Origin of the sequence: Pseudomonas sp. W17 (genome assembly GCF_040268305.1) — a bacterium.
In the GTDB taxonomy this organism is placed as follows: domain Bacteria; phylum Pseudomonadota; class Gammaproteobacteria; order Pseudomonadales; family Pseudomonadaceae; genus Aquipseudomonas; species Aquipseudomonas protegens.
The window spans coordinates 6334960-6347156 of the sequence record NZ_CP158490.1; the positions used below are offsets into that span (position 1 = coordinate 6334960).

Here is a 12197-nt window from a genome sequence, read left to right on the forward strand (position 1 = left end):
CACTGGACGCTTAGGCTGAATTATCGGAGATAAAGATCGATAAGTTTGATCAACGCACCGCCGGCTAAGGGCTCCCGTCAAAGGGATAAGGCTGTTTCCAGCGCTCGAAGATCGGCCGCAAACGCCCGGTGCTCACCAGCTGTGCCATGCGCTGGTCGTACAGTTCGCGCATTTCCCGCCCGCGCGGGTTGCTGGCGAACCCCAGGTACAGCGGCAGCTCGGTCAGATGGGTACGCTTGAACTGGCTCGGATCGGAGGCCTGCCCCAGCACGTAGTCGATCTCGGTCTGGGCATCGATGTAATAGTCGGCGCGGCTGTACAGCAGCATCGGCAGGATGCCGATGCGCCGGCGGATCTCGTTGTAGCGACGGATATTGGGCAGGTAGTCCTGGTACTTGTAGCCGCGCACCCAGACCAGTCGGTAACTGGCGATAGTCGCCAGGCTCAACTCGGGGTTGCTGGCCAGTCCCAGGGCGTAGATGTGATCGGTGTCGTAGTTCCAGTGGGGGTAAAGCACACCCGGCGACTCATCACGGTAGGCACCCATGTGGGCGTCCACTTCGCCGCGCTGTACCAGCCCGACCGAACGGGTATAGGGCACGCTGCAACGTTCGATGGTCACACCCAGCGGCTCGAAGACTTCGCGCAGGATGTCCCAGCCCAGCCCCTCGCCGTTGGCTTCGGTGTAATCGCTCCAGACCTCGCTGGCGATGCGAATGTGCCTGGGCTGCGCCTGCGGCTCCGCGGCCCGGACGCTGCAACAGTTCAAGGCAACCAGCAATACCAGCAGCGCGCGGCACACACCCATGCCTATTTCCTCAGCTGAAGCACCACACCAGCCCTTGCATCGCCAGCCAGGCAAACACCCCGGCGAGCACGTCGTCGAGCATGATGCCGACGCCGCCATGCACATGCCGGTCGATCCAGCGAATCGGCCAGGGCTTGAGAATGTCGAAGAAGCGGAACATCAGGAAACCTGCCAGCAGCCAGTACCAGCCTTCGGGCACCAGCCACAGGGTGATCCACATGCCGACCATTTCATCCCAGACGATGCCTTCGTGGTCATGCACCCGCAGATCGTCGGCCACCTTGCCGCACAACCAGAAGCCGAACAGCATGGTGATGCCGAGCATCAGCCAGTAGCCCCAGTCCGGCAACATCTGCCACAGCGGGATAAAGGGTAGCGCAACCAGCGAACCCCAGGTGCCCGGCGCCTTGGGCAAGGTGCCGGAGCCAAAGCCGAAGGCCAGGAAATGCCAGGGGTTGCGCCACACCGACGGCGGTACGAACTCCGCCGGGACCTGTTTGGGATGATCTGTCACTGTGTCTCCGGAAAGTGTTGATAACCCCGGGTGCCGGGGGTGATGTCCTGCCCATCGGCATCCAGCAGGGTCACCCCCTGCCCGGCCACCACTCGCCCGACCACCCGCACTGGCCAGCCGGCCGTCAGTAGCGGCGCCAGTTCGGCCGGTGGCAGGGTGAAGGCCAGGACGTAGTCGTCACCGCCACTCAGGGCCGCGGCGCGAGCGCCCTGCTGGCCGAGAAAGCCCAGCAGCGCCGGCGACAGCGGCAGCTTCTCGACCTCGACCTGCAAACCAACCGCCGAGGCCGTGGCGATATGGCCGCAGTCGGCCAGCAAGCCATCGGAGATGTCCAGCGCCGCCGTGGCCTTGCCCCGCAGCGCCTGGCCCAGGGCGAGTTGCGGTTGCGGCGACCAGTAATGGGCCAGCAGTGGCTCAGCCAGCGCCGGCTCGGCGCTGCGCTGGCCCAGAACCAGCGGCAAGGCGCCGGCGGCGCTGCCCAGGTCACCGCCGACGCACAGCAGATCGCCTGCCCGAGCACCGCTGCGGGTCAGGGCCAGGCCGGCAGGTACCCGGCCGAATACCGTCAGGGTCAGGGTCAAGGGGCCGCGGGTGGTATCGCCACCGATCAGGTGCACCCCGCAGTTCTGCGCCATGGCATTCAAGCCTTGGGCATAGGCCTGCAGCCAATCGGTGCTTACCGTCGGCAGGGTCAGGGCAAGGGTAAAGGCCAGTGGCGTGGCGCCCATGGCGGCCAGGTCGCTGACAGCCACCGCCAGGGAGCGTTGGCCAAGAAGAAAGGGCTCGCAGGGATCGGCGAAATGCACACCGGCCACCAGGGTGTCGGTGGAAATCGCCAACTGCTCGCCAGGGGCAACTGCCAGCAAGGCGCAGTCGTCGCCGATCCCCAGGGCAACACCCTCGCCGCCCTGCGCACAAGGCGCGGCAGCGAAGAAGTTACGGATCAGCTCAAACTCGCCCATGGCAGCTGCAAGCGCGGTTCAGCGCTTGAACGCCTTCACTTCAGCTTCGCGCAGGCGTGGGGCCAGCTTGTCGAGTACGCCATTGACGAACTTGTGGCCATCGGTGGAACCGAAGACCTTGGCCAGTTCGATACCTTCGTTGATCACAACGCGGTACGGCACGTCGACGCGCTTGAGCAGTTCCCAGGTGGACAGGCGCAGAACCGCCAGCTCCACAGGGTCCAGCTCATCGATGGCCAGGTCCAGGCAAGGCACGAGCGCGGTGTCGATCTCGTTCTTGTTGGCCGGAACCCCGTGCAGGATTTCACGGAAGTAGGCGCCATCGATGTCAGTGAAATCGTTGTCGACCCGGAACTGCGCTTCGATCTCGTTCAGCGAATGCTTGGCCATGTGCCATTGATACAGCGCCTGGGTCGCGAGCTGACGGGCTTCGCGACGCTTGGCGCTCTTGGATGGCTTGCCGGCATTGGCAGGCTTGGGATCGCGCGGGTTGAAACGATCGCTATCGTCGCTAATCACTTGGCCTCCAACTGCGCCAGCAGGCTGACCATTTCCAGGGCGGACAGGGCAGCTTCAGCACCTTTGTTGCCGGCCTTGGTGCCGGAACGCTCGATGGCTTGTTCGATCGAGTCAACGGTCAGCACGCCGAAGGCCACTGGCACGCCGAACTCCATGGACACCTGGGCCAGGCCCTTGGTGCACTCGCCAGCCACGTATTCGAAGTGCGGAGTACCGCCACGAATGACCGCGCCCAGGGCGACGATTGCCGCGAACTCACCCTTTTGTGCCACTTTCTGTGCAACCAACGGAATTTCGAAGGCGCCAGGAGCACGGATGATGGTGATGTCGCTTTCGCTCACGCCGTGGCGAACCAGGGCGTCAACCGCGCCGCTGACCAGGCTTTCGACGACGAAGCTGTTGAAACGGCCGACCACCAGGGCATAGCGGCCTTTAGGGGCGATGAAGGTACCTTCGATGGTCTTCAGGGTCATTCGACAAATCTCTTAAAGAGCCAGAGCGTGTCTAGTACACGCTCTTCAGTGATATTTGAACCGCGAATAGGCTGCCGGAAACAGGCGGCGTTTATTCGGAGGGCACGTATTCTACAACTTCCAGGTCGAAACCGGATATCGCATTAAACTTCATCGGCGCACTCATCAGGCGCATTTTGCGTACGCCCAGGTCGCGCAGGATCTGCGAACCGGCACCGACGATGCTGTAGGTGGTGGGTTTCTTCGCCGGCTGGTGCTCCGCGGTTTCACGGATATGCGCCAGCAGCACGTCGCCATCCAGCGGGTGCCCGAGCAACAGCACCACGCCACTGCCGGCCTCGGCCACCGTGGCCATGGCCGCCCGCAGGCTCCAGCGGCCCGGTTGCTTGACCATCAGCAGGTCGCGCAGCGGATCCATGTTGTGCACCCGTACCAGGGTAGGCTCTTCAGCGCAGATCTCGCCCAGGGTCAGGGCCATGTGCACGTCGCCTTCCACGGAGTCACGATAGGTCACCAGGTTGAACTGGCCCAGTTCGCTATCCAGCGGCTGCTCGGCAATCCGCTGAACGGTACGTTCGTGGATCATCCGGTAGTGGATCAGGTCGGCAATGGTGCCGATCTTGATGTTGTGCTCGGCGGCGAAGGCTTCCAGTTCGGTGCGACGGGACATGGTGCCGTCGTCGTTCATCACTTCGCAGATCACCCCGCTGGGCTCGAAACCGGCCATGCGCGCCAGGTCGCAGGCGGCCTCGGTGTGGCCAGCGCGGGCCAGGGTGCCGCCGGGCTGAGCCATCAGCGGGAAGATGTGGCCCGGGCTGACGATGTCTTCGGCCTTGGCATCCTTGGCCGCTGCCGCTTGTACGGTACGCGCACGGTCAGCGGCAGAGATGCCGGTGGTCACGCCTTCGGTGGCCTCGATGGACACGGTGAACTTGGTGCCAAACCCCGAACCGTTGCGCGGCGCCATCAACGGCAGCTTGAGCAGCTCGCAGCGCTCGCGGCTCATGGGCATGCAGATCAGGCCGCGGGCGTGCTTGGCCATGAAGTTGATGTGTTCGGCCTTGCAGCACTCGGCGGCCATGATCAGGTCGCCTTCGTTCTCGCGGTCTTCGTCATCCATGAGGATGACCATCTTGCCTTGGCGGATGTCTTCAACCAGTTCTTCGATGCTGTTGAGCGCCACTCGGCACCCCCTTGAGTCAGGATTTGAGATAGCCGTTAGCGGCCAGAAAACTTTCGGTAATGGTGCCGCCCGTGGCCTCGGCCGCCTTGTCGCCCAGCAGCAGGCGCTCCAGGTAGCGCGCCAGCAGGTCCACCTCAAGGTTGACCTGCCGACCCGGCCGGTAGTCGGCCATGATGGTTTCCGCCAGGGTGTGGGGAACGATGGTCAGCTCGAACTCGGCGCCATTGACCGCGTTGACCGTCAGGCTGGTGCCGTCGACGGTGATCGAGCCTTTATGAGCGATGTACTTGGCCAGCTCTTTCGGTGCGCGGATGCGGAACTGGATGGCCCGGGCATTTTCTTCCCGCGCCACCACTTCACCGACGCCGTCGACATGGCCACTGACTAGGTGACCGCCCAGGCGGGTGGTCGGGGTCAGGGCTTTCTCCAGGTTCACCCGGCTGCCGGCCTTCAACTGATGAAAGGCGGTGCAGTCCAGGGTTTCACGGCTGACATCGGCCCAGAAACCATCGCCAGGCAGTTCAACAGCGGTCAGGCAGACGCCGTTCACCGCGATGCTGTCGCCCAGTTTGACGTCGGCCAGATCAAGCTTGCCGGTTTCTACATAGACCCGCACATCTCCGCCTTTTGGGGTCAATGCGCGAATGCTGCCGATGGATTCGATGATGCCGGTGAACATGGAGTCCTCCTCGAGAACAGGGCCGCCGGGTAGGCGAAAGTCGGGAATTATACGCTCGCTGGCGGGGCCGGGATGGCAGTGACTCGCCAGTCATCGCCCACCGCACGCATTTCTATGATCTTCAGCAATGGCGCCTGGCTCATCTGCGCCAGCGGCCAGTCCAGCAACGGCCGCGCAGAGGAACCGAGGAACTTGCCGGCGACGAATATCTGGTACTCGTCCACCAGGCCCTGCTGGGCAAAGGCCCCGGCCAGGCGTGGGCCGGCTTCCACCAGCACTTCGTTGACCCCACGGGCCGCCAGCTCCAACAGCAGGCGACGCAGATCCACCTGGCCATCGGGGCCGGGAACAATCAGGCATTCCGGGCCGTTGGCGTATTGCTCTTCCACCGCCGCACAAGTGGCAACCAACGCTGGGCCGGCCTTGAAGAATGGCGCATCCAGAGGCACCCGCAGGCGGCCGTCGATCAGCACCCGCAGCGGCGGCCGGCTCATGGCCAGGGCGGTCTGCTCGGCATCCAGGCTCAGTTCGGCGGCGCGCACGGTCAGCCGCGCGTCGTCCGCCAGCACTGTGTCGGCGCCGGTCAGTACCACGCTGGACTCGGCCCGCAGGCGCTGCACTGCAGAGCGCGCCGCAGGGCCAGTGATCCACTGGCTCTCGCCACTGGCCATGGCGGTACGGCCATCCAGGCTCATGGCCAGCTTGACCCGCACATAAGGCAGGCCGTGCTCCATGCGTTTCAGAAAGCCTTTATTGATCGCCCGCGCCTCGCCTTCCAGCACACCGCCATGGGTGTCGATGCCGGCCTGGGCCAGACGCTGCAAGCCGCGGCCGGCCACTTCCGGGTTGGGGTCCTGCATGGCCGCGACCACCCGTGCCACGCCGGCATTCACCAGGGCGTCGGCGCAGGGCGGCGTACGCCCGTGATGGCTGCAGGGTTCGAGGGTCACATAGGCGGTGGCGCCACGGGCCAGTTCACCGGCCGCGCGCAGGGCATGTACCTCGGCATGGGGCTCGCCGGCCCGCACGTGCCAGCCCTCGCCCACCACCTGGCCGTCGCGCACGATGACGCAGCCGACACGCGGGTTGGGATGGGTGGAGTAGCGACCCTTGCGCGCCAGTTCCAGAGCACGGGCCATGTAGTGGGCGTCGAGGACCGCTTGCTCGGCAGGCTGGTTCATTGCTTGGCCGGCTCACGGGCGAGACGGTCGATCTCTTCGCGAAATTCGTTGAGGTCCTGGAAACGGCGATAGACCGAGGCGAAGCGGATGTAGGCGACTTCATCGAGCTTCTGCAGCTCGGTCATCACCAGCTCACCCACGACCAGCGACTTGACCTCGCGCTCGCCGGTGGCCCGCAGCTTGTGCTTGATGTGCACCAGCGCCGCCTCCAGACGCTCGACACTCACCGGGCGTTTTTCCAGGGCGCGCTGCATACCGGCGCGCAGTTTTTCTTCGTCGAAGGGCTGACGGCTGCCGTCAGTCTTGATCAGGCGCGGCATCACCAGTTCGGCGGTTTCGAAGGTGGTGAAACGTTCACCACAGGCCAGGCATTCACGCCGGCGGCGCACCTGTTCGCCCTCGGCGACCAGACGCGAGTCGATGACCTTGGTGTCGTTGGCACCGCAGAAGGGACAGTGCATGGTGGCAGGCAACAAAAAAAGGGAGGGCCATGGTAGCGCATCCCACTGGCAAGACAAGCCATAGCCTTTACGGTATACAGACCGACTATTATGTTTCGCACACGGAAATTCGCCTTGTTGGAGCTTCAGATGCCGCTCAGACCGCTCGTTCTGCTCAGTCTTGTCAGCCTGTTGGTCGCTTGCAGCAGCGATACGCCAAAAACCGCGGCCCCCTCCACTTCACAGCAGCAGGCGGTGAAAAAAAATCAGGAACCAGCCGATCCAGGCCCCTTGCCGGCCTACCAGCGCGAGTTGAGTGGCACCCTCGAGGGCGTACCGGCCGGCGCCGACGTCGAGCTGGCCCTGCTGGTGATCGATGAGCGCGGCCGTCCGCAACGCCTGCTGGCCAGCAGCAACCTGAGCGGCACCAGCCAGGCCCTGCCGTTCCGCCTGCGCTTTGCCACCGAAGCCTTTCCGGCCGGCGCCCGGGTCGAACTGCGCGGCCGCGCCAGCCAGTCCGGCCAATTGATCCTGCACCTGCCGGCCCAACGCATCGACCAACCCACCAGCCAGGCCCTGGGCCAACTGCAATTTATCAAAGCCCCATGAATGTCCCGCTCGACCTGCAAGCTGCCCTCAGCGAACTGCTGGGGGACGCGCGACTGGTAGCCTGCGAGCTGCCCGATACCACGCTGAAGCTCTGGCTGATCGACGCCAACAACATGGACCGCGCCTTCACCCCGGAAGAAACCCGGCGCATCCTCCACGAGCCGCCCTACTGGAGCTTCTGCTGGGCCAGCGGCCTGGCCCTGGCGCGCTACCTGGCCGAGCAGCCGCATTGGGTCGCGGGCAAGCGGGTGCTGGATTTCGGTGCCGGTTCCGGCGTGGCGGCAATTGCCGCGGCCAAGGCCGGGGCCCGGGAAGTGGTGGCCTGTGACCTTGACCCGCTGGCCATTGCCGCCTGCCGGGCGAATGCCCGACTCAATGGCGTCGAGCTGAGCTATTCCATGGATTTCTTCGCCGAGGCCGACCGCTTCGACCTGATCCTGGTGGCGGACGTGCTCTACGACCGGGCCAACCTGCCGCTGCTGGACCAGTTCCTCAGCCGTGGCCACCAGGCCCTGGTGGCGGATTCCCGCGTACGGGACTTCCAGCACCCGCTCTATCAGCGCCTGGAAATGCTCAATGCCCTCACCCTGCCCGACCTGGCCGAACCCTGGGAATTTCGCAACGTGAGCCTCTATCACGCACAGCGGCGATAGCGATTTTCAGCCTCCCGGCCAGCCTTTATAGTGGTTCCATTCCCGCTTATTCGAGATACCCCATGAGTCAGGAAACGCCCTACATCTTCGACGCCCGCACCGCTGATTTCGACCAGTCGGTGATCGAGAACTCCTTTCACAAGCCGGTCCTGGTGGACTTCTGGGCCGAGTGGTGTGCGCCCTGCAAGGCGCTGATGCCGATGCTGCAGCAAATTGCCGAGAGCTATCAGGGCGAACTGCTGCTGGCCAAGGTCAACTGCGACATCGAGCAGGACATCGTCGCCCGCTTCGGCATCCGCAGCCTGCCCACCGTGGTGCTGTTCAAGGACGGCCAGCCCGTAGACGGCTTTGCCGGTGCGCAACCGGAATCCGCGGTGCGGGCCATGCTCGAACCGCATGTGCAGATGCCGCCACCGCCGGCCGCCGATCCGCTGGAACAGGCCGAAGCCCTGTTTGCCGAAGGCCGTATCGGCGATGCCGAGACCCTGCTCAAGGTGCTGCTGGGCGAAGACAACAGCAACGCCAAGGCGCTGATCCTCTACGCCCGCTGCCTGGCCGAGCGTGGCGAGCTGGGTGAAGCCCAGACCGTGCTCGACGCGGTCAAGAGCGATGAGCACAAGGCGGCCCTGGCCGGAGCCAAGGCGCAGATCACCTTCCTCAAGCAGGCCGCGGACCTGCCGGACGCCGCCGAGCTCAAAGCGCGCCTGGCCAAGGACCCGCAGGACGATGAAGCCCTGTACCAACTGGCGATCCAGCAACTGGCGCGCCAGCAATATGAAGCGGCGCTCGAAGCCCTGCTCAAGCTGTTCATGCGCAACCGCAGCTACAACGAAGGCATCGCCCACAAGACCCTGCTGCAAGTCTTCGACCTGCTGGGCAACGACCACCCCCTGGTGACCGCCTACCGCCGCAAGCTGTTCGCCGCCCTGTACTGAGCCGGAGGAGCTGGCTTGTGTAGGAGCCCGCTTGCCAGCGAAAGCGTTCTGACCGACCGAACGCATTCGCCAGCAAGCGGGCTCCTGCAGGGTCATTGCACCCAGCTGTAGATCGGCGTATCGGCGCCGCTCACCACCTTGACCTCGGCACAGTGACGCAAGCGCACCAATAAGCGCTTGCCTGCCGCCGCGCTACCGGCCAGCCCTTCCAGTTGCTCCAGCAACTCCGGCCCGCTGAGCTGCCCGGCCTTGCGCAGCAACTCCTTGGTGGTCTGCCACAGGGCATCGTCCTGGCTGGCCGGCTTCGCCGCCACCGCGACGCTCTCGGGCTTGGCCGCCTGCAACTGCGCACCCAGTTGCGCCCAGTCGCCTTCGTCCAGTTCCAGGGTCAAATCCACCGGCCAGTCGCCGATGCTTCCACGAATCCGCAACATTGCTGTGCTCCTGAATTTTTCTGACGAGCATGCTCCCACGCGTCTTGCGCAACGCCAAGCGGACGGTCAAACTCAGCGGCCGATTGTTATAAGATCACATAACATTTATTTCATCTTCGCTCCGGAGACTTGCTATGCGCCGTCTGCTACTCGCCCTGCCGTTCGCCCTGTTGCCGCTGGCCGCCGCCCAGGCCGCGCAAGCCCATGATCACGAGCATGAACATGGCAGCCTCGGCGCCCACGAACATGGAGTCGGCCGTTTGAACGCGGTGCTCGACGGCCAGACCCTGGAACTGGAGCTGGAGAGCCCGGCAATGAACCTGGTGGGCTTCGAACACGCTCCGAGCACCGATGCCGACAAAGCCAAGGTGGCTGCCGCCCGCAGCCAGCTGGAACAGCCGCTGGTGCTGTTCAGCCTGCCCAAGGCAGCGGCGTGCGTGGTGGCCAAGCAGGAGCTTCAGAGCCCGCTGTTCGGCGACAAGCCCGATGCCGATGATCACGATGACGACGACCACGACGAAGATGCCAAGGACACCGCTGGCCACGAGCATCACCATGAGCACAGCGAGATCCATGCCCACTACCAGTTCACCTGCGCCAAGCCGGATGCCCTGAAGACCCTCGATCTGGGGCAGGTCTTCAAGACCTTCCCCGCCACCCAGAAAATTCAGGTACAACTCATTTCGCCGAATGGCCAGCAGGGCGTCGAAGCCAGCGCCACGGCGGCAACCCTGAAGTTCTGAGCGCCAACCCTGTAGCCGCTGCCTTCGGCGGCTACAACACTCATCCGATGATCGACCCGACATGACCCAAGCACTTATCGAACTGTCCAACCTGGGCTTCAACTGGCCCGGTCATCCACCGTTACTGGACATCCCGGACTTTCGCCTGGAAGTCGGCGAAACCCTGTTCCTCAAGGGCCCCAGCGGCAGCGGCAAGACCACCCTGCTGGGCCTGCTGGGCGGCGTGCAGAAACCCAACCAGGGCAGCATTCGCCTGCTGGGCCAGGAGCTGACCGAGCTTTCGGCCGGCGCCCGCGACCGCTTTCGCGTCGATCACACCGGCTACATCTTCCAGCAGTTCAACCTGCTGCCGTTTCTCTCGGTGCGCGAGAATGTCGAGCTGCCCTGCCACTTCTCCAAGCTACGGGCCGGCCGCGCCGCACAGCGCCATGGCAGCGTCGACCAGGCCGCAGCCACCCTGCTGGCCCACCTGGGGCTGAAGGACCCGGAGCTGCTCGGCCGCCGCGCCGATTCGCTATCCATCGGCCAGCAGCAGCGGGTCGCTGCGGCCCGGGCGCTGATCGGCCAGCCGGAACTGGTGATTGCCGACGAACCGACCTCGGCGCTGGACCATGACGCCCGGGAAGCCTTCCTCCAATTGCTGTTCGCCGAATGCCGTGAAGCCGGGGCCAGCCTGCTGTTCGTCAGCCACGACCAGAGCCTGGCAGCGCTGTTCGATCGCAACCTGTCGCTGGCCGAACTCAATCGCGCCGCCAAGCCCGCAGAGGTCTGAGATGTATCTGTTCCGTCTAGCCATGGCCAGCCTGGCTAACCGTCGCTTCACCGCGATCCTCACCGCCTTCGCCATTGCCCTCTCGGTCTGCCTGCTGCTGGCGGTGGAGCGGGTGCGCACCGAAGCCCGGGCCAGTTTCGCCAGCACCATCAGTGGAACCGACCTGATCGTCGGCGCCCGTTCCGGCTCGGTGAACCTGCTGCTGTACTCGGTATTCCGCATCGGCAACGCCACCAACAACATTCGCTGGGACAGCTTCGAGCACTTCGCCAGCAACCCCAAGGTGAAATGGGCAATTCCGATTTCCCTGGGCGACTCCCACCGCGGCTATCGGGTGATGGGTACCACTGACGCCTACTTCCAGCACTACCAGTACGGCCACCAGCAGAACCTGCAACTGGCGGTGGGCCGGGCCTTCGCCAGCGACCCCTTCGAAGTGGTGCTGGGGGCCGAAGTCGCCGATGCCTTGCACTACAAGCTGGGGGACAAGCTGGTACTGGCCCATGGCGTGGCGGCCATCAGCCTGGTCAAGCACGACGACAAGCCCTTCACCGTGGTCGGCATCCTCAAGCGCACCGGCACTCCGGTGGACCGCACCCTGCACATCAGCCTGGGCGGCATGGAGGCGATCCACATCGACTGGCACAACGGCGTGCCGGCCCGTGGCGAGGGGCGCATCAGCGCCGACCAGGCGCGCAACATGGACCTGACGCCCCAGGCCATCACCGCCTTCATGCTGGGCCTCAACAGCAAGATCTCGACCTTCGCCCTGCAACGGGAGATCAACGAATTCCGCGGCGAGCCGATGCTGGCGATCCTGCCCGGCGTGGCCCTGCAGGAGCTCTGGAGCCTGATGGGCACCGCCGAGAAAGCCTTGTTCGTGGTGTCGCTGTTCGTGGTCCTGACCGGCCTGATCGGCATGCTCACGGCGATCCTCACCAGCCTCAATGAACGCCGGCGGGAGATGGCCATCCTGCGCTCGGTGGGCGCGCGCCCCTGGCACATTGCGACCCTGCTGATCTTCGAAGCCTTCGCCCTGGCGCTGTTCGGGGTGCTGGCCGGGCTTGGCCTGCTGTACCTGGGCATCGCCCTGGCCCAGGGCTACGTGCAGTCGAATTACGGGCTGTACCTGCCACTGTCCTGGCCCAGCCAGTATGAGTGGACGCTGCTGGGCGGTATTCTGATCGCCGCGCTGCTGATGGGCAGCGTGCCGGCCTGGCGCGCCTACCGGCAATCCCTGGCCGATGGCCTGTCGATTCGTTTATGAGCCCTGGTTTATGAAGACCCAACGC

Annotated in this window: 16 protein-coding genes; 6 read left to right on the forward strand and 10 right to left on the reverse strand. The window is 64.6% G+C overall.

Annotation, left to right across the window (positions count from 1 at the left end; translation table 11 throughout):
- Window positions 1–64: 64 nt before the first annotated feature.
- The 9 genes from ABCR88_RS29135 to nrdR form a co-directional block, all read right to left on the reverse strand.
- The gene (locus tag ABCR88_RS29135; RefSeq protein ID WP_350403761.1) at window positions 65–808 is read right to left on the reverse strand and encodes a transporter substrate-binding domain-containing protein; all 744 of its coding nucleotides are present in this window, start codon (window positions 806–808) and stop codon (window positions 65–67) included.
- Window positions 809–818: 10 nt separating this feature from the next.
- On the reverse strand, window positions 819–1322 hold the full coding sequence (locus tag ABCR88_RS29140; RefSeq protein ID WP_011063732.1) for a phosphatidylglycerophosphatase A: 504 nt from the start codon (window positions 1320–1322) through the stop codon (window positions 819–821).
- Window positions 1319–2284, reverse strand: coding sequence for a thiamine-phosphate kinase (gene thiL, locus ABCR88_RS29145; RefSeq protein ID WP_325985283.1), 966 nt, complete (start codon window positions 2282–2284; stop codon window positions 1319–1321). Before thiL ends, ABCR88_RS29140 begins: the two co-directional genes overlap by 4 nt.
- Window positions 2285–2302: 18 nt before the next feature.
- The gene (nusB, locus tag ABCR88_RS29150; protein WP_011063734.1) at window positions 2303–2803 is read right to left on the reverse strand and encodes a transcription antitermination factor NusB; all 501 of its coding nucleotides are present in this window, start codon (window positions 2801–2803) and stop codon (window positions 2303–2305) included.
- Entirely contained in the window at window positions 2800–3276 is a 477-nt protein-coding gene (ribE, locus tag ABCR88_RS29155; RefSeq protein WP_011063735.1) for a 6,7-dimethyl-8-ribityllumazine synthase, read from the reverse strand. The genes nusB and ribE overlap by 4 nt, the downstream gene beginning before the upstream one ends.
- 91 nt (window positions 3277–3367) lie before the next feature.
- The gene (ribBA, locus tag ABCR88_RS29160; RefSeq protein ID WP_011063736.1) at window positions 3368–4459 is read right to left on the reverse strand and encodes a bifunctional 3,4-dihydroxy-2-butanone-4-phosphate synthase/GTP cyclohydrolase II; all 1092 of its coding nucleotides are present in this window, start codon (window positions 4457–4459) and stop codon (window positions 3368–3370) included.
- A 16-nt stretch (window positions 4460–4475) separates the two neighbouring features.
- Window positions 4476–5138: a riboflavin synthase gene (locus tag ABCR88_RS29165; RefSeq protein ID WP_011063737.1), complete on the reverse strand. Its 663-nt coding sequence runs from the start codon at window positions 5136–5138 to the stop codon at window positions 4476–4478.
- A gap of 47 nt (window positions 5139–5185) precedes the next feature.
- On the reverse strand, window positions 5186–6319 hold the full coding sequence (gene ribD, locus ABCR88_RS29170; RefSeq protein ID WP_325985284.1) for a bifunctional diaminohydroxyphosphoribosylaminopyrimidine deaminase/5-amino-6-(5-phosphoribosylamino)uracil reductase RibD: 1134 nt from the start codon (window positions 6317–6319) through the stop codon (window positions 5186–5188).
- On the reverse strand, window positions 6316–6780 hold the full coding sequence (nrdR, locus tag ABCR88_RS29175; RefSeq protein ID WP_019095943.1) for a transcriptional regulator NrdR: 465 nt from the start codon (window positions 6778–6780) through the stop codon (window positions 6316–6318). Before nrdR ends, ribD begins: the two co-directional genes overlap by 4 nt.
- A 129-nt stretch (window positions 6781–6909) precedes the next feature.
- On the opposite strand from nrdR, the gene ABCR88_RS29180 reads away from it, so the two are divergent.
- From ABCR88_RS29180 to trxA, 3 genes are all read left to right on the forward strand, one after another.
- Complete coding sequence (locus tag ABCR88_RS29180) at window positions 6910–7368, forward strand: hypothetical protein (protein ID WP_337155295.1); 459 nt, start codon at window positions 6910–6912, stop codon at window positions 7366–7368.
- The gene (locus ABCR88_RS29185) at window positions 7365–8021 is read left to right on the forward strand and encodes a 50S ribosomal protein L11 methyltransferase (RefSeq protein ID WP_041120024.1); all 657 of its coding nucleotides are present in this window, start codon (window positions 7365–7367) and stop codon (window positions 8019–8021) included. Before ABCR88_RS29180 ends, ABCR88_RS29185 begins: the two co-directional genes overlap by 4 nt.
- A gap of 62 nt (window positions 8022–8083) precedes the next feature.
- The gene (gene trxA / locus ABCR88_RS29190) at window positions 8084–8956 is read left to right on the forward strand and encodes a thioredoxin (RefSeq protein WP_325985286.1); all 873 of its coding nucleotides are present in this window, start codon (window positions 8084–8086) and stop codon (window positions 8954–8956) included.
- Between the two features lie 92 nt (window positions 8957–9048).
- On the opposite strand, the gene ABCR88_RS29195 is transcribed toward trxA, so the two are convergent.
- On the reverse strand, window positions 9049–9390 hold the full coding sequence (locus ABCR88_RS29195) for a hypothetical protein (protein WP_015637205.1): 342 nt from the start codon (window positions 9388–9390) through the stop codon (window positions 9049–9051).
- A 134-nt stretch (window positions 9391–9524) separates the two neighbouring features.
- Between ABCR88_RS29195 and ABCR88_RS29200 the strand changes: the two genes are divergently transcribed.
- The 3 genes from ABCR88_RS29200 (at window position 9525) to ABCR88_RS29210 (ending at window position 12172) form a co-directional block, all read left to right on the forward strand.
- Entirely contained in the window at window positions 9525–10133 is a 609-nt protein-coding gene (locus ABCR88_RS29200; RefSeq protein WP_041120026.1) for a DUF2796 domain-containing protein, read from the forward strand.
- A 61-nt stretch (window positions 10134–10194) separates the two neighbouring features.
- Window positions 10195–10905: an ABC transporter ATP-binding protein gene (locus ABCR88_RS29205; RefSeq protein WP_019093216.1), complete on the forward strand. Its 711-nt coding sequence runs from the start codon at window positions 10195–10197 to the stop codon at window positions 10903–10905.
- A 1-nt stretch (window position 10906) separates the two neighbouring features.
- Window positions 10907–12172: an ABC transporter permease gene (locus tag ABCR88_RS29210; protein ID WP_015637208.1), complete on the forward strand. Its 1266-nt coding sequence runs from the start codon at window positions 10907–10909 to the stop codon at window positions 12170–12172.
- Window positions 12173–12197: the final 25 nt, after the last annotated feature.

Coding starts and splice junctions, on each gene's coding strand:
- ABCR88_RS29210 (WP_015637208.1), top strand. CDS start 10,907: ATGTATCTGTTCCGTCTAGCCATGGCCAGCCTGGCTAACCGTCGCTTC.
- ABCR88_RS29165 (WP_011063737.1), bottom strand. CDS start 5,138: ATGTTCACCGGCATCATCGAATCCATCGGCAGCATTCGCGCATTGACC.
- trxA (WP_325985286.1), top strand. CDS start 8,084: ATGAGTCAGGAAACGCCCTACATCTTCGACGCCCGCACCGCTGATTTC.
- ABCR88_RS29195 (WP_015637205.1), bottom strand. CDS start 9,390: ATGTTGCGGATTCGTGGAAGCATCGGCGACTGGCCGGTGGATTTGACC.
- ribE (WP_011063735.1), bottom strand. CDS start 3,276: ATGACCCTGAAGACCATCGAAGGTACCTTCATCGCCCCTAAAGGCCGC.
- ABCR88_RS29180 (WP_337155295.1), top strand. CDS start 6,910: ATGCCGCTCAGACCGCTCGTTCTGCTCAGTCTTGTCAGCCTGTTGGTC.
- ribD (WP_325985284.1), bottom strand. CDS start 6,319: ATGAACCAGCCTGCCGAGCAAGCGGTCCTCGACGCCCACTACATGGCC.
- nrdR (WP_019095943.1), bottom strand. CDS start 6,780: ATGCACTGTCCCTTCTGCGGTGCCAACGACACCAAGGTCATCGACTCG.
- ABCR88_RS29205 (WP_019093216.1), top strand. CDS start 10,195: ATGACCCAAGCACTTATCGAACTGTCCAACCTGGGCTTCAACTGGCCC.
- ABCR88_RS29135 (WP_350403761.1), bottom strand. CDS start 808: ATGGGTGTGTGCCGCGCGCTGCTGGTATTGCTGGTTGCCTTGAACTGT.
- thiL (WP_325985283.1), bottom strand. CDS start 2,284: ATGGGCGAGTTTGAGCTGATCCGTAACTTCTTCGCTGCCGCGCCTTGT.
- ABCR88_RS29200 (WP_041120026.1), top strand. CDS start 9,525: ATGCGCCGTCTGCTACTCGCCCTGCCGTTCGCCCTGTTGCCGCTGGCC.
- ABCR88_RS29185 (WP_041120024.1), top strand. CDS start 7,365: ATGAATGTCCCGCTCGACCTGCAAGCTGCCCTCAGCGAACTGCTGGGG.